Source organism: Sphingobacterium sp. UBA7038, assembly GCF_002494055.1.
GTDB classification, from domain to species: Bacteria; Bacteroidota; Bacteroidia; order Sphingobacteriales; family Sphingobacteriaceae; genus Sphingobacterium; species Sphingobacterium multivorum.
The window spans coordinates 131,568-148,450 of the sequence record NZ_DLAV01000013.1 but is presented as its reverse complement, the minus strand read 5'-3'; the positions used below and the strand labels follow the sequence as shown (position 1 = coordinate 148,450).

Genomic DNA, 16,883 nt, shown 5'->3' with positions numbered 1-16,883 from the left:
CGATTTTATTATTTCACACTAAATTGATAGGTTGTCTTTGAACTATATTTTTCGCCAGGTTTTAACACCGTTGACGCAAAACTGGGGTGATTTGGTGCATCTGGAAAATGTTGTGTCTCCAAGCAGAAGGCAGAACGGAATGGATACACTTTTCCCTCTTTCCCTTTAGGATCCGAATCCTTCATAAAATTACCGCTGTAAAACTGCAAGCCTGGTTCGGTTGTGTAGATGTCCATTTCAATACCTGTCTTGGTAGCATACACCTGTGCGACCTTCTGGAAACCATCCTTCTTGTTGAGTTCAAAATTATGGTCATAGCCCTTTCCAATCTTCAGTTGAGCATTTTGATCTTCAATACGAGCGCCAATGCGTGTCGGTTTGGTAAAATCGAATGCGGTGCCCGCGACAGGCAAGCTCTTTCCTGTTGGGATCAAGGTATTATCAACTTCGGTAATTGCCTTTGCATCAATCTGAAGTTCATGATCCAAAATAGAAGAATCTCCGGCTCCATTGAGGTTAAAATACGCATGGTTGGTCAGATTTAAGACCGTCTCTTTATCTGTTGTCGCCTGATAGGCTATGGCCAAAGCACCATTGTCCTCCAGGGTGTAGGTAACCTCCATCTTGACCGTTCCTGGATACCCCGCTTCTTTATCAGGTGAGGTATAGGCTAATGTGATTGATGTATTAGTGCTACTAACAACATCCCACACCTTATTGTAAACGCCATTGGTACCGCCATGAAGTGAGTTCTCGCCATCATTCTTTTCCAACGTATACACCTCACCATTCAGTTTAAATGATGCTTTCCCGATCCGGTTACCATAACGCCCTACAATGGCGCCGTAAAAATTATTATAGTTATCCTTGTATTCTTTGGCCGAATCATAGCCCAAAATCACATCAGTCGCTTTACCGTTCTTATCCGGGACTTTTAAACTCACCAGACGTGCACCATAATTTGTCAACGTAATGGCGAGTTTGTCGTTCTTGAGCTGGAACAGTTTAACTTCTTTACCATCAATCTGACTGTCGAAAGCAGGGCTGGAAGTAGAATCAGCCATCGTTGCTGCTTGCTTATTTTGAGTTGATGAAGATTGGCAGCCATAGGCCAATGAAGCACAAGTCAACAAACCAATAATAATTTTCTTATTCATCTGTAATTAAGTTTTACCCCATCGGTCTGATGGAGGCTTCCTAATTTTCATTAGGAATGGTTCATAATTTTTTAATTATTCAAATGGCAACATTCTACCAAAAACGCACGTAGATAGCGGTCACCAACAATAAAGTCACAACAATTAATGCCAATACGGATGGTTCTACTTTAAACATCGACCGATCCAATACAAAAGCTTTTGGATTAACCTTTGGTCCAAATAAGCTCACAGCAATCATAGCAATCATTGTAAATACAAATGCGAGTCCCATACATATCTGGAATGGTATTTCATAAACGCCCGCTTTGTTGAGATATGCCGTATAGATCCATGTCTCTGGTCCGAAAACCTTTGTTGCAAACTCATTGAAAAATATAGACAACGCAAATCCCGTAACAAGGCCTGTAATGGCGGCTGCACCTGTCGTCCTTTTCCAAAACATTCCTAGCAAAAACATCGCAAAAACACCTGGGCTGATGAAGCCTGTATATTTTTGGATAAAAGTAAATCCGCCGGCACCACCGATGCCCAGCGCATCATTCCAGGTAAACAAAACAGAAAGTAGAATAGAGATCACGATGGTTATCTTTCCAACCCACACCATTTTTGCTTCGCCCGCATCTTTATTGATGTATTTTTTAAAGATATCCAATGTAAAGATCGTTGCGATACTATTGGCCTTTCCGGCCAATCCGGCCACAATAGCCGCTGTAAGCGCCGCCAGCGCAAGCCCTTTCATTCCATTGGGCAGATAGCCCAATATCGCTGAATATGCATTATCGGCGTGAAACACTCCTCCAGGAGCCATTTCGTGTTGTAACGCACCATTTTTGTATAGCACATAAGCGGCTATACCTGGAAGCATAACGATAATTGGCATAAACAATTTTAGAAATCCCGCAAAAAGAATCCCTGTGCGTGCAGTCTTTAGATCGGCTCCCAAAGCGCGTTGTGTGATGTATTGATTACAACCCCAGTAATTTAGGTTGACAATCCAGATTCCGGCAAGGTACATTCCTATTCCAGGCAGCATCAGATACTTATTGATATCTTCCTGACTAGCTCCTGGCCCTGGTTTATCGACAAATAGGTTAAAATGCTCCGGCGAATCTTCCATCAATTTATTGAATCCAGCCAAGGCGTCTTGTCCCAAACCAAAATGTTCACTGACCAAGGTCAATGCCACATAGGTCGTCGCTATACCGCCAATAATTAATACAACAACCTGAATAACATCTGTAAAACCAATAACACGCATTCCGCCTAAAGTAATAATGACGGCAAATACGGCTAAAGCAACTGTAATGGTGTGGAAGCTGTCGCCACCTCCGGCCATACTCGAAATGGCAATTGCCCCGAGATACAGGATAGATGTCAGATTGACAAAAACATACAAAAACAACCAGAAGATTGCCATGATGAGACTCGTCGTTTCATTGTATCGGTTGTTCAAAAACTGAGGCATCGTGAAAATCTTGTTTTTCAGATAGACCGGAATAAACCAAACCGCAACAATAATTAACGCTACCGCAGCAATGAGCTCGTAAGCAGCTACAGCAATACCAACCTCAAATCCATTGCCGCTCATGCCAATAAACTGTTCAGCAGAAATATTCGATGCGATCAATGAAGAGCCTATGGCCCACCAGGTCAGTGATCCTTCTGCCAGAAAGTAGTCCTTGCTGCTGCTTAAACTATTCGTCTTTTTACGATAAATCCAATAGCCATAGCCGGCTACAATAAAGAAGTAAATTACGAAGATGATGTAATCTACCGTTGCAAATTTTTCCATATTTCCCAAATTGGTTATTATCAATAAGCCATTTATACCGCGAAGAACAGGTATAAATGGCTTAGGTTATTATTTACCCAGTAAATAATAGAGTTCATTCCATTTCAATTGGTCTTCGAGTCTTGCTACCGTAGTGTCCTCGTCGATCAATACATATTCTAAACCCGCCATACGTGCAAAATCTTCCAGGTATTCGGGTGTTAAGCTCAAACTGTAGGCAGTATGGTGCGCACCCCCAGCCACAATCCAGGCACTGCAACCTGTTTTCATATCGGGCAGCGGTTTCCATAACACCCGTGCGACAGGAAGTTTAGGGAGTTCTTCTTCTACAGCAACACCTTGTACTTTGTTCACGATCAAACGGAAACGCGTTCCCATATCGACCAAAGAAGCATTCAATGCATCACCACTTTGGCCATTAAAAACCAAGCGAGCAGGATCTGCCTTGCCGCCAATGCCTAGTGGATGCACTTCTATTCGTGGTTTTCCAATTGCCAATGCGGGGTCCACTTCCAACATGTGTGAGCCAAGTACCATGGGATTCTGCGGATCAAAATGATAGGTGTAGTCTTCCATAAATGCCGTCGTACCCGGTAATCCTGCTCCCATTACTTTGCAAGCACGCACCAAAGCCGGCGTCTTCCAATCCCCTTCACCGGCAAAACCATACCCCTCAGCCATTAAACGCTGTACCGCCAGGCCCGGAAGTTGTACCATGCCATGCAGATCCTCAAAAGTATCCGTAAAACCTTTAAAGTCTCCTTGTTCCAAAAACTTCCGTAGGCCAATTTCTATCTTAGCAGCTTCGATGAGGTTAGCACGATATTCACCGCCAGCTTTCACATTTTCGGCTAGCTCATAAGTTGCTTCGTACTCTGCTAATAATGCCGCGATTTCCGCTTCAGTGCTCGCATTAATCACCTCCACTAGATCCCCAATGGCATAGGTGTTTACAGCGAAACCAAATTGCGACTCTGCCTCCACTTTATCGCCATCTGTAACAGCCACATAACGCATATTGTCACCGAAGCGTGCAAATTTGGCTCCTTGCCAGTCATGCCAGCCTGCGGCTGCACGCGCCCAAACATTAATCCGTTCCAATACTTCCGCATCTTGCCAATGGCCAGTGACGACTTTACGCGCTATTTTTAAGCGGCTAACGATATGTCCAAATTCACGATCCCCATGCGCACTTTGGTTAAGGTTCATAAAATCCATATCGATACTATGCCACGGGATATCCTGGTTGTACTGCGTATGCAGATGCAACAATGGCTTTTGCAACGCTTTTAATCCTCGGATCCACATCTTTGCAGGTGAAAAGGTATGCATCCAAGTAATGACCCCAATACAATTTTTTTCACTATTGGCGGCTGCCAATGTTGCATAAATCTCGTCTGTATTTTTTACGATCGGTTTATATTTTACCGCTACCGGAATCACCGCTTGGGTATCTAAATAATGGGCTATTTCTTCAGCATGTAGGGCCACTTGTCGCAAGGTCTCTTCACCATAAAGGTCTTGGCTTCCCACGACAAACCAGACTTCAAGCTCTTTTAAATTGATATTCATGTAAATTGTAGTTTTTGCTATAGATTTTTTATTAAAATTATTGACCATAATAGGCATTGGCCCCATGCTTCCGCTCGTAATGCTTTTTGACCAGCGCAGACTTTAATCGAGGTGCATTCGGGTTGATCTGTTCTGTCAACCAAGCCATTTTCGCCACCTGTTCCAACACCGCACTGTTATAGACAGACTTTATTCCGGTTTTACCCCAAGCAAACGGCGCGTGGTTGCCAACCAGAATCATTTCCACTTCTTTATAGTCCAGCTTATTTTCGACAAAGTGATTGATAATTTGAAACCCCGTTTCATGTTCGTAGTTTCCGGCGATCATCTCATCGTGCATTGGTGGGGCACAAGGAATATCGACGGTCAAATGATCGGCATGTGTCGTTCCAAAAATGGGAATATCCCGCTGTGCCTGTGCCCATGCTGTCGCATAGGTGGAGTGTGTATGTGTTATACCGCCAATCTCTTTCCACTGTTTATACAATAGGGCATGGGTTTTCGTATCTGATGATGGCCGAAGATTACCCTCAACCACATGACCATCAAAATCTACAATCACCATATGTTCCGGTGTAAGCTCCTCATAAGGGACCCCACTGGGTTTAATGGCAAAAACTTCATGGTGACGGTCAACAACACTCACATTTCCAAATGTAAAAAGCACCAATCCCAGCTGGGGCAATTGCATATTGCAATGGTAGGCTTCTTCTTTAATTGAATTATACATGATTAAAATTTGAATGGTTAAACAGTAATGGCGAGCGATTCCTTTCCTTCGACAAAAGCACCCAGCGCTTTGTAATGTTCATAACGCTCGGCATAAATGGACACCCATTTTTCCTCAGGGATATAAGTCCGTTCAAAACCTTGCCCCATTGCCTTCATGGCATCCTCGACCCGGTTATATAAACCAGCTGCTGTTGCGGCAAACATGGCTGCGCCAATGGCACAAGTCTGTTCACTTTTATGAATACGAATAGGCATATTCATCACATTGGCCATCATTTGCATAATAAAAGGTGATTTTTTTGCAACTCCGCCTAAACCGATTAAGCCTTTTACAGGAATACCCTGCTCCACGAAACGGTCAACAATAGCCTTTGCACCGAAACAGGTCGCTTCGACAATCGCTCTGAAGATCCGCGGCGCATCTGTTCCGAGGTGTAAGCCTGTGATCGCCCCTTTCAAGGATTGATTCGCATCCGGAGTTCGGCGGCCATTGAGCCAATCTAAAGCTAATTCTGATGTTTCTGTTACGGGAAGTAATGCCGCCTGCTCACTTAGACTGACCAATAGTTTCTCTTCCAACGCTGCGATCAATTGTTCGCGCGTTCGTTCATCGATCTCTTCAACATCTTGTATCAAATTTTTCGTTGGCCATAGCAACACCTGTTTCAGCCAGGCGTAAGCATCTCCAAATGCCGACTGACCAGCTTCCATACCTATCATTCCTGGTATAATGGAACCGTCTACCTGACCACAGATTCCCCTGACCAACGTATGCTGTACCTCCTCTTTTGGAGCAACTAACATATCACAGGTTGATGTCCCCATCACCTTACTCAGATAATAGGGCTCAATTTGTCCTCCAACTGCACCCATGTGGCAGTCAAATGCACCTACACCAACAACAACTGATGTTGTAAGACCTAATCGTTGCGCCCATTCTTCCGAAAGCTGACCTGCAGATTGATCAGCAGTGTAGGTTTCTGAAAACAGGCGATCAACCAAACCATCCAACAATGGGTCAAGTGTTGAAAAGAAAGAATTTGGAGGTAGGCAGTCAAATTCTTCAGCCCAAAGTGATTTATGACCCGCTGAACAAACCCCACGCTTCATAGCAGATACCTGTGTTCCTCCAGTCAATAGAAAAGGAATATAATCACAATGCTCCACCCAGCTATAGGTGGCGGCACGGACCTTTTCATCAGCCCGAAATACATGGAGTAATTTGGCCCAGAACCATTCCGAAGAGTATACACCGCCTACATACTTCAGATAATCCACCGAACTATTTTGATTGTGCAGGTTAATTTCTTTGGCCTCTCTAACGGCTGTATGATCTTTCCATAAGACAAACATGGCATTGGGGTTGTCTTTAAACTCGTCCAACAGCGCCAATGGAACGCCGGCTGCGTTGACAGCAACTGGAGTAGATCCTGTTGTATCCACGGAAATTGCTTTTACAGCTTTGCCAATATTGTCGACTCCCGATTTGAGCAAGCAATCTTTAATTGTCGCTTCCAAGCCTTCGATATAATCCAACGGGTGTTGCCTAAACTGACTTAAAGCAGCATCACAATACGCCCCTCTTTTCCATCGCGGGTAGTAAAATACAGAAGAAGCTATCTCCTCGCCATTGTTAGCATCAACCAATACTGAACGGACCGAATCACTTCCATAGTCCACCCCAATGACATACGATTTATTCATTTTTGCTGAATTTGGTTTATAACTTATAATTGTCTCTAATGCCTTACTTTCCACTATCCCCCTTCCGAAGCTAGCCATGGAAAATAATTAGTGTCAAATAAACATTTATTTTTTTAAATATGAAAGAAAATTTTCATATTTAAAAAATAGAGCTAACTTCATAGCAGCAAATTATGGTTAACCCGAATTCCTGATATAGGGGTATAAATGCCTTTTAAAGGGATGTATCAGACAATTATTATACTTATTTTTAGCTATTTACTTTTTTACATAGTTTTGCTCGTGGAATAAATGGGGTGGTGTCAGATAAAAAGATAAAACGATAGACGATGGAATATTATAAAAAAGATTCAGGGATCCTTTTGGCAGTAGACTGCATCATATTTGGATTTAACGGCGAATCCCTTGAAGTACTTTTAATTAAACGTGATTTCGAACCAGAAAGAAATAAATGGAGTCTGATGGGTGGTTTCGTTCAATCCGACGAAAGTCCGGAAGAGGCCGCGAGCCGAGTACTCAAACAGCTAACAGGACTTGAAAATGTATACATGGAGCAATGTAGTGTATTCGGCGAACCTAATCGGGAACCTAGCGACCGGGTTGTCAGTATCTGTTATTTTGCATTGATTGACACACAGCAATATAAACATATCCTAAGCGACGATTACGAAGCCCAATGGTTTCCATTGCGGGAGCACCCAACACTGATCTTCGATCATGATCAAATGATCGCTTCGGCACAACACCGGCTACGCATGAAAGCGGCTTTGTATCCGATATTATTTGAACTGCTGCCCGAGAAATTCACGATTCCCCAAATTGCAGCACTTTATGAGGGTGTTTACAATATTGAGTTGGACAAGCGGAATTTCAGCCGAAAACTGCTTTCCTCAGACCTCATCATCAAACTGGAGGAAAAGGATAAGGAAAATTCAAAAAAAGGAGCCTACTATTTCAAACTAAACACGGCGATCTATAAGGAAAAGATCATGTCCTTTTTACGGTATTTGCCAAGTTGGTCGATCGAATCATAATAAAGTGACGGAAAATCAGGTATGTATTGGAATATATTTCACTTAACATTTTCGTTTTTTCAATAATTCCTTATATTTATCACAGGTATATCCTGGTTTTGCAATTTGGATAGGCTGGATTAACGCATTTTATAAAATAAACAACATGAGCAAATTGAGATTAGCATTTATATTCTTTACAATTTTATTTATTTCATCACATACATTACTGGAGGCACAAACTCCTACTGCGGCTCCCGCCACTACAGCAGCACAACAGGATAATGCTTTCAAGTACAGTCCGGATGGATTAAAAAAAGGAAGTTTGGCAAATCAATTTGACCACCTGAATTATATTTCGAAAAACAACTATGATTTCAAGATGGTGCGAAAAACCAATCTGGATATTGTGAAACGAAATGTCATAGATACCGTAGCAAAACTCCACAAGGAAATCAGCTCTTTAAAATCATCTTCAAGCAACTATACATCCAATACCAAAACTTTGCAAGATTCTATTCAGGTTTTAAAAGATCAGCTGGCGCAGGAGAAGGAAAAAACAGAAAGTTTTTCTTTCTTGGGCATCAATACCTCTAAAACTTTTTACAATACAGTTGTTTGGACGATCATTGCGGTATTGGCCGTAGCAGCATTTATCTTTTTATTTTCTTATCGGAAAGCGAAAGTGGACACGGTGGAATTCCAAAAGACAGCGGAGCAATCGCAAGAAGAATTCGCTACGTTCCGTAAAAAATCCATGGAAAAGGAACAGCTGCTCAAGCGCCAGTTGCAGGACGAACTAAATAAAAAAATATAGTCCTGCTTCTCATAAAATAGCATATTTATTTTGATCGACCTGTAACGACTCCTTGAGGTACTCCGTTACAGGTCGATTTTATTTCATCAGGTACCATTCCTCAAAACAAACAAAAGATTCAACGAAGTAATGCAGTAAACTTCAAAAATACCTAGCCGAATAAAAGAGAAAAACTATATTTGCAGGTATAGAAATCGAAACATACAGAATTACAATAGATAACATTTTGACCTACATTAATAAAATTGTAATTTAATTGCAAATTCTATTTGTTTTTAAAAACGAATAACCTTATTTTTGCTGACCAAAAAAGAGGCCTTTTATGTCTCTTATATAAAATTGATTAATAAATATTTAGTCCCTATAATATGCCCAAGATTGGTAAAATAGCGCAGATTATCGGCCCAGTTGTTGACGTCAACTTCGCCGACAGTGAAAATCTACCTAAAATTTACGATGCATTGTACATTCAAAAAGAAAATGGACAACGTGTTGTATTAGAAGTTCAACAACACTTAGGTCAGGATCGTGTACGTACAATTGCCATGGACGCAACTGAAGGTTTAGTTCGCGGAATGGAAGTTGTCGATACTGGTGCTCCTATCAAAATGCCTGTTGGTGAAGAAATCAAAGGTCGTGTATTCAATGTAGTTGGTGATGCCATAGACGGGATCCAAAATTTGAATAAAGAGAATGGTCGTCCTATCCACAACGTACCTCCTAAATTCGAAGATTTGTCAACTGAATCCGAAGTACTTTTTACTGGTATCAAAGTTATTGACCTTTTAGAGCCATATGCTAAAGGTGGTAAAATTGGTTTATTCGGTGGTGCCGGTGTAGGTAAAACTGTATTAATCCAAGAATTAATCAACAATATCGCAAAAGGTCACGGTGGTCTTTCTGTATTCGCCGGTGTAGGTGAACGTACACGTGAGGGTAATGACTTATTGCGCGAGATGTTGGAGTCTGGTATCATCAAATATGGTGAGCACTTTATGGAAGGCATGGAAAAAGGCGAATGGCCTTTGGAAACTGTTGACCACGAACTGATGAAAGATTCAAAATGTACTTTCGTATTCGGTCAAATGAACGAGCCTCCTGGGGCACGTGCACGTGTTGCTTTATCAGGTTTGACAGTAGCGGAATACTTCCGTGACGGTGATGGCGAAGGTCAAGGCCGTGACGTATTATTCTTCATTGATAACATCTTCCGTTTTACACAAGCAGGTTCTGAAGTATCTGCCCTATTGGGTCGTATGCCTTCAGCCGTAGGTTACCAACCAACATTGGCAACTGAGATGGGTTTAATGCAAGAGCGCATCACTTCAACTAAAAACGGTTCAATCACTTCGGTTCAAGCCGTATATGTACCTGCCGATGACTTAACTGACCCTGCTCCAGCGACAACTTTCGCTCACTTGGATGCAACGACAGTATTGTCTCGTAAAATTGCTGAGTTAGGTATCTACCCTGCTGTGGATCCTTTGGATTCTACATCACGTATCCTTTCTCCTGCCGTTTTAGGTAACGAACACTATAATACTGCACAACGTGTAAAAGAAATTCTTCAACGTTATAAAGAATTACAAGATATCATCGCCATTTTAGGTATGGACGAATTATCGGAAGAAGATAAATTAACAGTACACCGCGCACGTCGTGTACAACGTTTCTTATCTCAACCTTTCCACGTTGCAGAACAATTTACAGGTTTAAAAGGTGTATTGGTAGACATCAAAGATACCATCAAAGGTTTCAATATGATCATTGACGGTGAAGTAGATGAGTACCCTGAAGCTGCCTTCAACTTAGTCGGTAACATTGATGATGCTATCGAAAAAGGTAAAAAATTATTAGCAGAAGCAGTTTAATCTAGATTATATCTAAGAATAATGAAGTTAACAATTATCACTCCAGACAAATTAGCATTCGAAGGCGAAGTAACATCCGTTACTGTACCGGGCACTGCGGGTTCTTTTCAAATTTTGAAAGACCATGCTGCCATCGTTTCTACTTTGGAAGATGGAAAAGTAATTATTCAACAAGGTAAAGGTGAACAGGAAGTGTTCATTAAAGGTGGTGTTGTGGAAGCAAAAAACAATGTCATTACCGTGCTTGCTGAAGGAATTATCGGAGATTAAATCAAATCGATTTTATAAAATCTAAAAAGCTTCCGATAGAAATATCGGAAGCTTTTTTTTTAAAGTTTTTTTGACATTTTCTTCATTTTAGGAAGAAAATCAACCATTGTAACAAAAAATAATTTTTCAACCGTGTAGACCAATTTTAAATATGGTATGCGACTAACAAAATATAAAACCGAATAAAAGGCATTATTAAAAAATAAAATTTCATAAAAACACACCTAATGAAATTTTATTCTAAATACAAAATTAGCACTTTACCTATTGCCAATTATTGTAATTCCTGCTACCTTGAGGAAATGAAAATCGAAAGTTTTTATAGAAGCTCGAGATAGCATGATTTACCACCAATATTACAACAAAGGGAACTACTATCATCAGGTAAATTTTGGGTTATGAAATATTACGATAAAAACACATTGATCTATTTAGATGGAGCTTTTGTAAAAGCTTCCGAGGCTGCATTGGATCCCTTTGCACAGTCATTGCATTATGGGTATGCGGTGTTCGATGGTTTACGTGCGTATAACACCCACAATGGACCACGTATCTTTAAAGCTGACAAGCATTTCGATCGCTTAAAGAGATCATGTGGAGCCGTTAATATCCCCTATCGCTGGAGCAACCGAGAGCTGATCGACATCTGTTATGAGCTCTTGGCCAACAACAACCTAAGAGAAGCTTATATACGTCCTTTGGTATTGACTGGTTCAAATATGCATCTCACCTCATCAACCGAAGCAACCCTCATGATGGCAGCATGGGAATGGGGTCCATATCTTGGTCAAAACCTATTAAAGGTATGTATCTCTGATATCAAAAGACCCAATCCAAAATCCTTTAAAATTGACTCGAAGATCTCTGGGCAGTATGTTAACTCCATTCTTGCGACAACAGAAGCCATCAGGAAAGGCTACGACGAAGCTTTAATGCTCGACCACGAAGGCTACGTTGCCCAAGCATCCAGTGAAAATATTTTCATCGAAAAGGATTTCAAAATCTATACGCCGCCAGCGAAGAATATCTTTCCGGGCATTACACGCCAGACGGTAAAAAACATTTGTAAAAAATTAAACTTCGAAGTCATTGAAAAGCAATTGACGGTAGAGGATATTTACACTGCTGACAGCGCTTTCTTATGTGGAACTGCGGCAGAAATTATCGGAATCAAACAAGTCGATGATGTCATCTACAAAGAAGCCTGGGAACACAGCATAGGTGCATCAATCCAAAGAAGATATAAAAATTTAGTATTAGAGAACGAAAATTATGAAGTCATCATCTAACGGCGAAAACACAATGAACAAATACAGCCGTACATTTACACAAGACGAAACGCAACCTGCTGCAAAAGCAATGCTTTATGGTATCGGTCTTACAGATGCCGACATGGACAAAGCACAGGTCGGTATTGCCAGCATGGGATATGATGGTAATACGTGTAATATGCACTTAAATGATTTGGCACAAATCGTCAAGAAGGGCGTTTGGAACAATGAGTTAGTGGGTTTGACCTTTGGAACTATTGGCGTCAGTGACGGTATGAGCAATGGTACCGATGGAATGCGTTATTCGTTGGTAAGCCGTGATGTGATCGCTGATAGTATCGAAACGATCTGTGGCGGACAATATTATGATGGCTTGATCTCTATTCCTGGCTGTGACAAAAACATGCCTGGTGCTATTATGGCCATGGCCCGTTTGGACCGTCCTTCTCTAATGGTATATGGCGGTACCATCGCTCCAGGACACTATAAAGGTGAAGAATTAAACATTGTGTCTGCATTTGAAGCATTGGGACAACGCATCTGCGGAAATCTTTCCGATGAAGACTATGAAGGCATTATCAAACATACCTGCCCTGGTGCTGGTGCTTGTGGCGGAATGTATACCGCAAATACCATGGCTTCGGCAATTGAAGCCTTGGGAATGAGTTTACCCTACTCATCTTCCAATCCGGCGATCTCGGAAGAAAAGAAAAATGAATGTTTAGAAGCAGGTCGACATATCCGCACGCTGCTTGAGAAAGATATTAAACCCTCTGATATCATGACACGTAAAGCATTTGAGAACGCGCTACGTACCATTGTTATCTTGGGTGGGAGTACCAATGCTGTACTTCACTTTATTGCAATAGGCAAAGCCGTAGGCGTAGACATCACGCAAGACGACTTCCAACGCATGAGTGATGAAACCCCTGTATTAGCTGACTTTAAACCGTCGGGTAAATACTTGATGCAAGATCTTCAGCAATTTGGCGGAACACCTGCTGTCATGAAATATCTTTTAAATGAAGGTTTATTGCATGGTGACTGTATCACGGTAACAGGAAAAACGGTCGCTGAGAACTTGGCGGATGTTAAATCAATCATGGAATATGATCAACCGATTATCAAACCCTTGAGCGATCCAATCAAAGCTACAGGACACTTACAAATTCTTTACGGGAACTTAGCAGAGAAAGGTTCTGTTGCTAAGATCTCCGGCAAAGAAGGTGAAAAATTCACTGGTCCTGCACGCGTATTCGATGGAGAGCATGATTTAGTAGCGGGCATCGCATCTGGTAGAATCAAACCAGGAGATGTAGTGGTGATCAAAAATGAAGGTCCTGTTGGAGCGCCAGGCATGCCTGAAATGCTTAAACCAACCTCCTTGATTATTGGTGCTGGCCTTGGTAAATCTGTTGCTTTAATCACCGATGGCCGTTTCTCGGGTGGTACACATGGTTTTGTCGTCGGACATATCACACCAGAATCTTACAAAGGCGGATTGATCGGTCTTGTAAATGATGATGACATTATCGAGATCGATGCGGTAAATAACAGCATCAATGTGCTGCTTTCCGATGAAGAGATTGCGCAACGCCGTGCCGCTTGGGTACAACCAGCGTTAAAAGTTAGCAAAGGAGTTTTATACAAATACGCTAAAACTGTTGCCGATGCATCAGAAGGCTGTGTAACGGATCAGTAGAAAATAAAAAACAGAGACATTAAGCAAATACAGACCTAAACAATCGACGCTTAATGTCTCAGATCTAATATCTAAATACTAAAAGACTGAATAATCAACAATAAAAAAATCAACGTAATGAGTACACTGGAAATAACAGAAAATAAGGCCGCTACAGAGCAGCAAACTCCGACACAAATTTCGGGATCGAAAGCTGTATTGGAGGCCTTATTGAGCGAAGGAGTTGATACCGTATTTGGTTATCCTGGAGGCGCAATTATGCCGATCTATGATGCCCTTTATGATTATACGGATCGTCTGAAGCATATTTTAGTGCGCCATGAACAAGGTGGAATCCACGCGGCGCAAGGTTATGCAAGAACTTCAGGTCGTACAGGCGTCGTCTTTGCGACAAGTGGCCCTGGAGCAACAAACCTAGTTACTGGACTGGCTGATGCCATGATCGATAGTAACCCTATCGTCTGTGTCACAGGCCAGGTCTTTGCTTCACTTTTGGGAACGGATGCTTTTCAGGAAACAGATGTCATCAATATCACGGCACCTGTCACCAAATGGAACTACCAAGTCACCGACGCAACTGAAATTCCAGCCGCACTCGCAAAAGCATTTTATATTGCCAGCACAGGTCGTCCAGGACCGGTATTGATCGATATTACCAAAAATGCACAGCTACAATTGTTCGATTACTTCGGTTACGAAAAATGCAGCCATGTACGCAGTTACAGACCTGCACCACAAGTTCGTAAAGAATATGTTGAGCAAGCTGCAGCGTTAATCAACGATGCAAAAAAACCATTTGTTCTTTTTGGACAAGGCATCATTCTTGGAAAAGCAGAGGAAGAATTCAAAGCTTTTATCGAGAAAACTGGCATTCCTTCGGCATCGACTGTCATGGGCTTAAGTGCACTTCCAACGGATCATAAACTTCACGTCGGGATGCTAGGTATGCATGGCAACTATGCGCCAAATGTCATGACCAATGAATGTGATGTTTTAATAGCCATCGGCATGCGTTTCGATGACCGTGTGACAGGTCGTTTGGACAAATATGCCAAACAGGCAAAAGTAATCCATTTGGATATAGATCCCGCAGAGATTGACAAAAACGTACAAACAACCGTACCTGTATGGGGCGATTGTAAGGAATCACTTCCCATGCTGACGAAATTGGTAAATGCCGCAGATCACTCCGCTTGGTTGGAACAATTCCGTGAACTTGAAAAAGAAGAAATCAAGGAAGTCATCCAAAACGAACTTCACCCACAAACCGATATTATGACCATGGGTGAGGTCATCCATGTGTTGAATGAATTGACAGGCGGTGATGCGATCATTACAACGGACGTCGGTCAACATCAAATGGTCACTTGTCGCTATGCTAAGTTCAACAACAGCAAATCGAATGTAACCTCCGGGGGTTTAGGAACGATGGGTTTTGGTCTTCCGGCAGCAATCGGTGCCTGGTATGGCGCGCCAGAGAAAACTGTCGTAGCAATCATCGGTGATGGTGGTATACAAATGACGATCCAGGAGCTGGGAACAATTATGCAATTTGGTGCAAAAGTCAAAATCATGATCCTCAACAATGAGTTCTTGGGCATGGTACGCCAGTGGCAGCAATTGTTTCATGACAAACGTTATTCGTTCGTGAATATCACGAGTCCTGACTTTGTTGCTGTTGCGAAAGGCTATTACATCGACGGTCAGAAGATTTCGGAACGTAAAGACTTACGTAATGCACTGAAAACCATGATTGATCACGACGGAGCATATCTATTGGAAGTGATGGTAGGTAAGGAAAACAATGTATTTCCAATGGTTGCACAAGGAACATCGGTATCTGAGATACGTTTAAAGTAGAATTTGACATGGAAAAACAAGAATATACCATCACCCTATATACAGAGAATTCAATCGGTCTTATCGGTCGAATCTCAACCATTTTTTCAAGAAGAAAAATCAATATTGAAAGCTTGAATACTTCCCCTTCTGAAGTAGAAGGGATACATCGTTTTACCATCGTCATCACGGAGGCTGAAGATGTTCTGCGTAAGCTTTGTCGTCAACTGGAAAAACAGATTGATATCCTCAAGGCCTATTACAATACCAATGATGAAGTGATCTGGCAAGAACAGGCGCTCTATAAAGTGCCTGCGGATGTTGTGAATGAAAAGGTATACGTAGAACGTTTATTGCGTCAATATGGTGCCAATGTTGTTGTGATCCGCAACGACTATATCGTCTTTGAAACTGCAGGTCACCGTGAGGAGATCGATAAGTTGACAGAAGAATTGACCAAATATGGTTTGATCGAATTTGTCCGTGGCGCACGTATCGCCATCATTAAAGATAGCGCAGGTTTCCACTCCAAATTGGTTCAGTTTGAAGCCAAGGAACCATCGATAGAAATTGTAGAGAACGAGTATCTCGACAAAAGAGATGATGTATTTACAATGTAAGCTTTAAAAGTATTATGCAAGAGACATTTAAATTTATCTTAAAGTCACGTCAAAAATTCATTGAATTACTTGACGGTCTTTCCATTGAACAGCTTAACAAAATTCCCACGGGATTTAACAACAATATCATCTGGAATTTTGCCCACATTGTCGTCAGTACACAGACCTTAGTCTATGTCCGTACAGGTATTAAAGCCGACACGACCTGGGTAAAATATAATGAAGACTATAAAAAAGACACCAAGCCAACCCGCTTTGTTGAACAAGCAGAGGTTGATGAATTGAAAGAAATTGCAATCCGCAGTATTGAGCAAATTGCTGCTGACTATGAACACGGTGTTTTCGGAGAAATCACCTCCTTCTCAACAGCAACCTATGGCTATCCAATGGATACCATCGAAGAAGTTATTGCCCTGACATCAGGTCACGATAACGTTCATTTCGGTTACGCCATGGCGCAACGCAGATTAGTACAATAATTAAAATAAATAATCAACAACCCATAACAGAAAGAAAGTAA

The 16,883-nt window shown here is 41.7% G+C and carries 14 protein-coding genes; 9 read left to right on the top strand and 5 right to left on the bottom strand.

The features are described 5' to 3' along the window. Positions 1-8: 8 nt before the first annotated feature. The 5 genes from B3H30_RS07670 to B3H30_RS07650 form a co-directional block, all read right to left on the bottom strand. Positions 9-1,157: an aldose epimerase family protein gene (locus tag B3H30_RS07670; RefSeq protein WP_112374964.1), complete on the bottom strand. Its 1,149-nt coding sequence runs from the start codon at positions 1,155-1,157 to the stop codon at positions 9-11. Between the two features lie 94 nt (positions 1,158-1,251). Further along, on the bottom strand, positions 1,252-2,952 hold the full coding sequence (locus B3H30_RS07665; RefSeq protein WP_070570138.1) for a sodium:solute symporter family transporter: 1,701 nt from the start codon (positions 2,950-2,952) through the stop codon (positions 1,252-1,254). A gap of 69 nt (positions 2,953-3,021) precedes the next feature. Then, positions 3,022-4,524, bottom strand: a complete 1,503-nt coding sequence (gene araA / locus B3H30_RS07660) for an L-arabinose isomerase (RefSeq protein ID WP_070570341.1) — start codon at positions 4,522-4,524, stop codon at positions 3,022-3,024. A 37-nt stretch (positions 4,525-4,561) separates the two neighbouring features. Then, positions 4,562-5,254 (bottom strand): L-ribulose-5-phosphate 4-epimerase, encoded by a 693-nt coding sequence (locus B3H30_RS07655; protein ID WP_070570140.1) that lies wholly within the window; start codon positions 5,252-5,254, stop codon positions 4,562-4,564. Between the two features lie 17 nt (positions 5,255-5,271). After that, the gene (locus B3H30_RS07650) at positions 5,272-6,960 is read right to left on the bottom strand and encodes a ribulokinase (RefSeq protein WP_286775152.1); all 1,689 of its coding nucleotides are present in this window, start codon (positions 6,958-6,960) and stop codon (positions 5,272-5,274) included. Positions 6,961-7,289: 329 nt separating this feature from the next. On the opposite strand from B3H30_RS07650, the gene B3H30_RS07645 reads away from it, so the two are divergent. From B3H30_RS07645 to B3H30_RS07605, 9 genes are all read left to right on the top strand, one after another. Continuing rightward, positions 7,290-7,994 carry an NUDIX hydrolase gene (locus B3H30_RS07645; RefSeq protein WP_070570142.1) on the top strand — a complete coding sequence of 235 codons (705 nt, stop codon included), beginning with the start codon at positions 7,290-7,292 and terminating at the stop codon, positions 7,992-7,994. Between the two features lie 145 nt (positions 7,995-8,139). Continuing rightward, positions 8,140-8,790, top strand: coding sequence for a hypothetical protein (locus B3H30_RS07640; protein ID WP_070570144.1), 651 nt, complete (start codon positions 8,140-8,142; stop codon positions 8,788-8,790). Positions 8,791-9,158: 368 nt separating this feature from the next. Then, positions 9,159-10,661, top strand: a complete 1,503-nt coding sequence (gene atpD, locus B3H30_RS07635) for a F0F1 ATP synthase subunit beta (protein WP_070570146.1) — start codon at positions 9,159-9,161, stop codon at positions 10,659-10,661. Positions 10,662-10,682: 21 nt separating this feature from the next. Beyond that, positions 10,683-10,931 (top strand): ATP synthase F1 subunit epsilon, encoded by a 249-nt coding sequence (gene atpC / locus B3H30_RS07630; RefSeq protein ID WP_070570148.1) that lies wholly within the window; start codon positions 10,683-10,685, stop codon positions 10,929-10,931. Between the two features lie 398 nt (positions 10,932-11,329). Next, a complete protein-coding gene (locus tag B3H30_RS07625; RefSeq protein WP_070570150.1) occupies positions 11,330-12,220 on the top strand; it encodes a branched-chain amino acid transaminase in 891 nt (296 codons plus the stop codon). Further along, positions 12,204-13,904 (top strand): dihydroxy-acid dehydratase, encoded by a 1,701-nt coding sequence (gene ilvD / locus B3H30_RS07620; RefSeq protein ID WP_070570151.1) that lies wholly within the window; start codon positions 12,204-12,206, stop codon positions 13,902-13,904. The genes B3H30_RS07625 and ilvD overlap by 17 nt, the downstream gene beginning before the upstream one ends. A 117-nt stretch (positions 13,905-14,021) precedes the next feature. After that, positions 14,022-15,764, top strand: a complete 1,743-nt coding sequence (gene ilvB / locus B3H30_RS07615; RefSeq protein WP_115046528.1) for a biosynthetic-type acetolactate synthase large subunit — start codon at positions 14,022-14,024, stop codon at positions 15,762-15,764. 8 nt (positions 15,765-15,772) lie between these two features. Next, complete coding sequence (gene ilvN, locus B3H30_RS07610; protein ID WP_070570155.1) at positions 15,773-16,363, top strand: acetolactate synthase small subunit; 591 nt, start codon at positions 15,773-15,775, stop codon at positions 16,361-16,363. A 14-nt stretch (positions 16,364-16,377) separates the two neighbouring features. Then, a complete protein-coding gene (locus B3H30_RS07605) occupies positions 16,378-16,842 on the top strand; it encodes a DinB family protein (protein ID WP_236560296.1) in 465 nt (154 codons plus the stop codon). Positions 16,843-16,883 lie beyond the last annotated feature (41 nt).

Excerpts from the sequence above, each read along its gene's own strand:
- B3H30_RS07670 (WP_112374964.1), bottom strand. The coding sequence starts at position 1,157 with ATGAATAAGAAAATTATTATTGGTTTGTTGACTTGTGCTTCATTGGCC.
- B3H30_RS07665 (WP_070570138.1), bottom strand. The coding sequence starts at position 2,952 with ATGGAAAAATTTGCAACGGTAGATTACATCATCTTCGTAATTTACTTC.
- araA (WP_070570341.1), bottom strand. The coding sequence starts at position 4,524 with ATGAATATCAATTTAAAAGAGCTTGAAGTCTGGTTTGTCGTGGGAAGC.
- B3H30_RS07655 (WP_070570140.1), bottom strand. The coding sequence starts at position 5,254 with ATGTATAATTCAATTAAAGAAGAAGCCTACCATTGCAATATGCAATTG.
- B3H30_RS07650 (WP_286775152.1), bottom strand. The coding sequence starts at position 6,960 with ATGAATAAATCGTATGTCATTGGGGTGGACTATGGAAGTGATTCGGTC.
- B3H30_RS07645 (WP_070570142.1), top strand. The coding sequence starts at position 7,290 with ATGGAATATTATAAAAAAGATTCAGGGATCCTTTTGGCAGTAGACTGC.
- B3H30_RS07640 (WP_070570144.1), top strand. The coding sequence starts at position 8,140 with ATGAGCAAATTGAGATTAGCATTTATATTCTTTACAATTTTATTTATT.
- atpD (WP_070570146.1), top strand. The coding sequence starts at position 9,159 with ATGCCCAAGATTGGTAAAATAGCGCAGATTATCGGCCCAGTTGTTGAC.
- atpC (WP_070570148.1), top strand. The coding sequence starts at position 10,683 with ATGAAGTTAACAATTATCACTCCAGACAAATTAGCATTCGAAGGCGAA.
- B3H30_RS07625 (WP_070570150.1), top strand. The coding sequence starts at position 11,330 with ATGAAATATTACGATAAAAACACATTGATCTATTTAGATGGAGCTTTT.
- ilvD (WP_070570151.1), top strand. The coding sequence starts at position 12,204 with ATGAAGTCATCATCTAACGGCGAAAACACAATGAACAAATACAGCCGT.
- ilvB (WP_115046528.1), top strand. The coding sequence starts at position 14,022 with ATGAGTACACTGGAAATAACAGAAAATAAGGCCGCTACAGAGCAGCAA.
- ilvN (WP_070570155.1), top strand. The coding sequence starts at position 15,773 with ATGGAAAAACAAGAATATACCATCACCCTATATACAGAGAATTCAATC.
- B3H30_RS07605 (WP_236560296.1), top strand. The coding sequence starts at position 16,378 with ATGCAAGAGACATTTAAATTTATCTTAAAGTCACGTCAAAAATTCATT.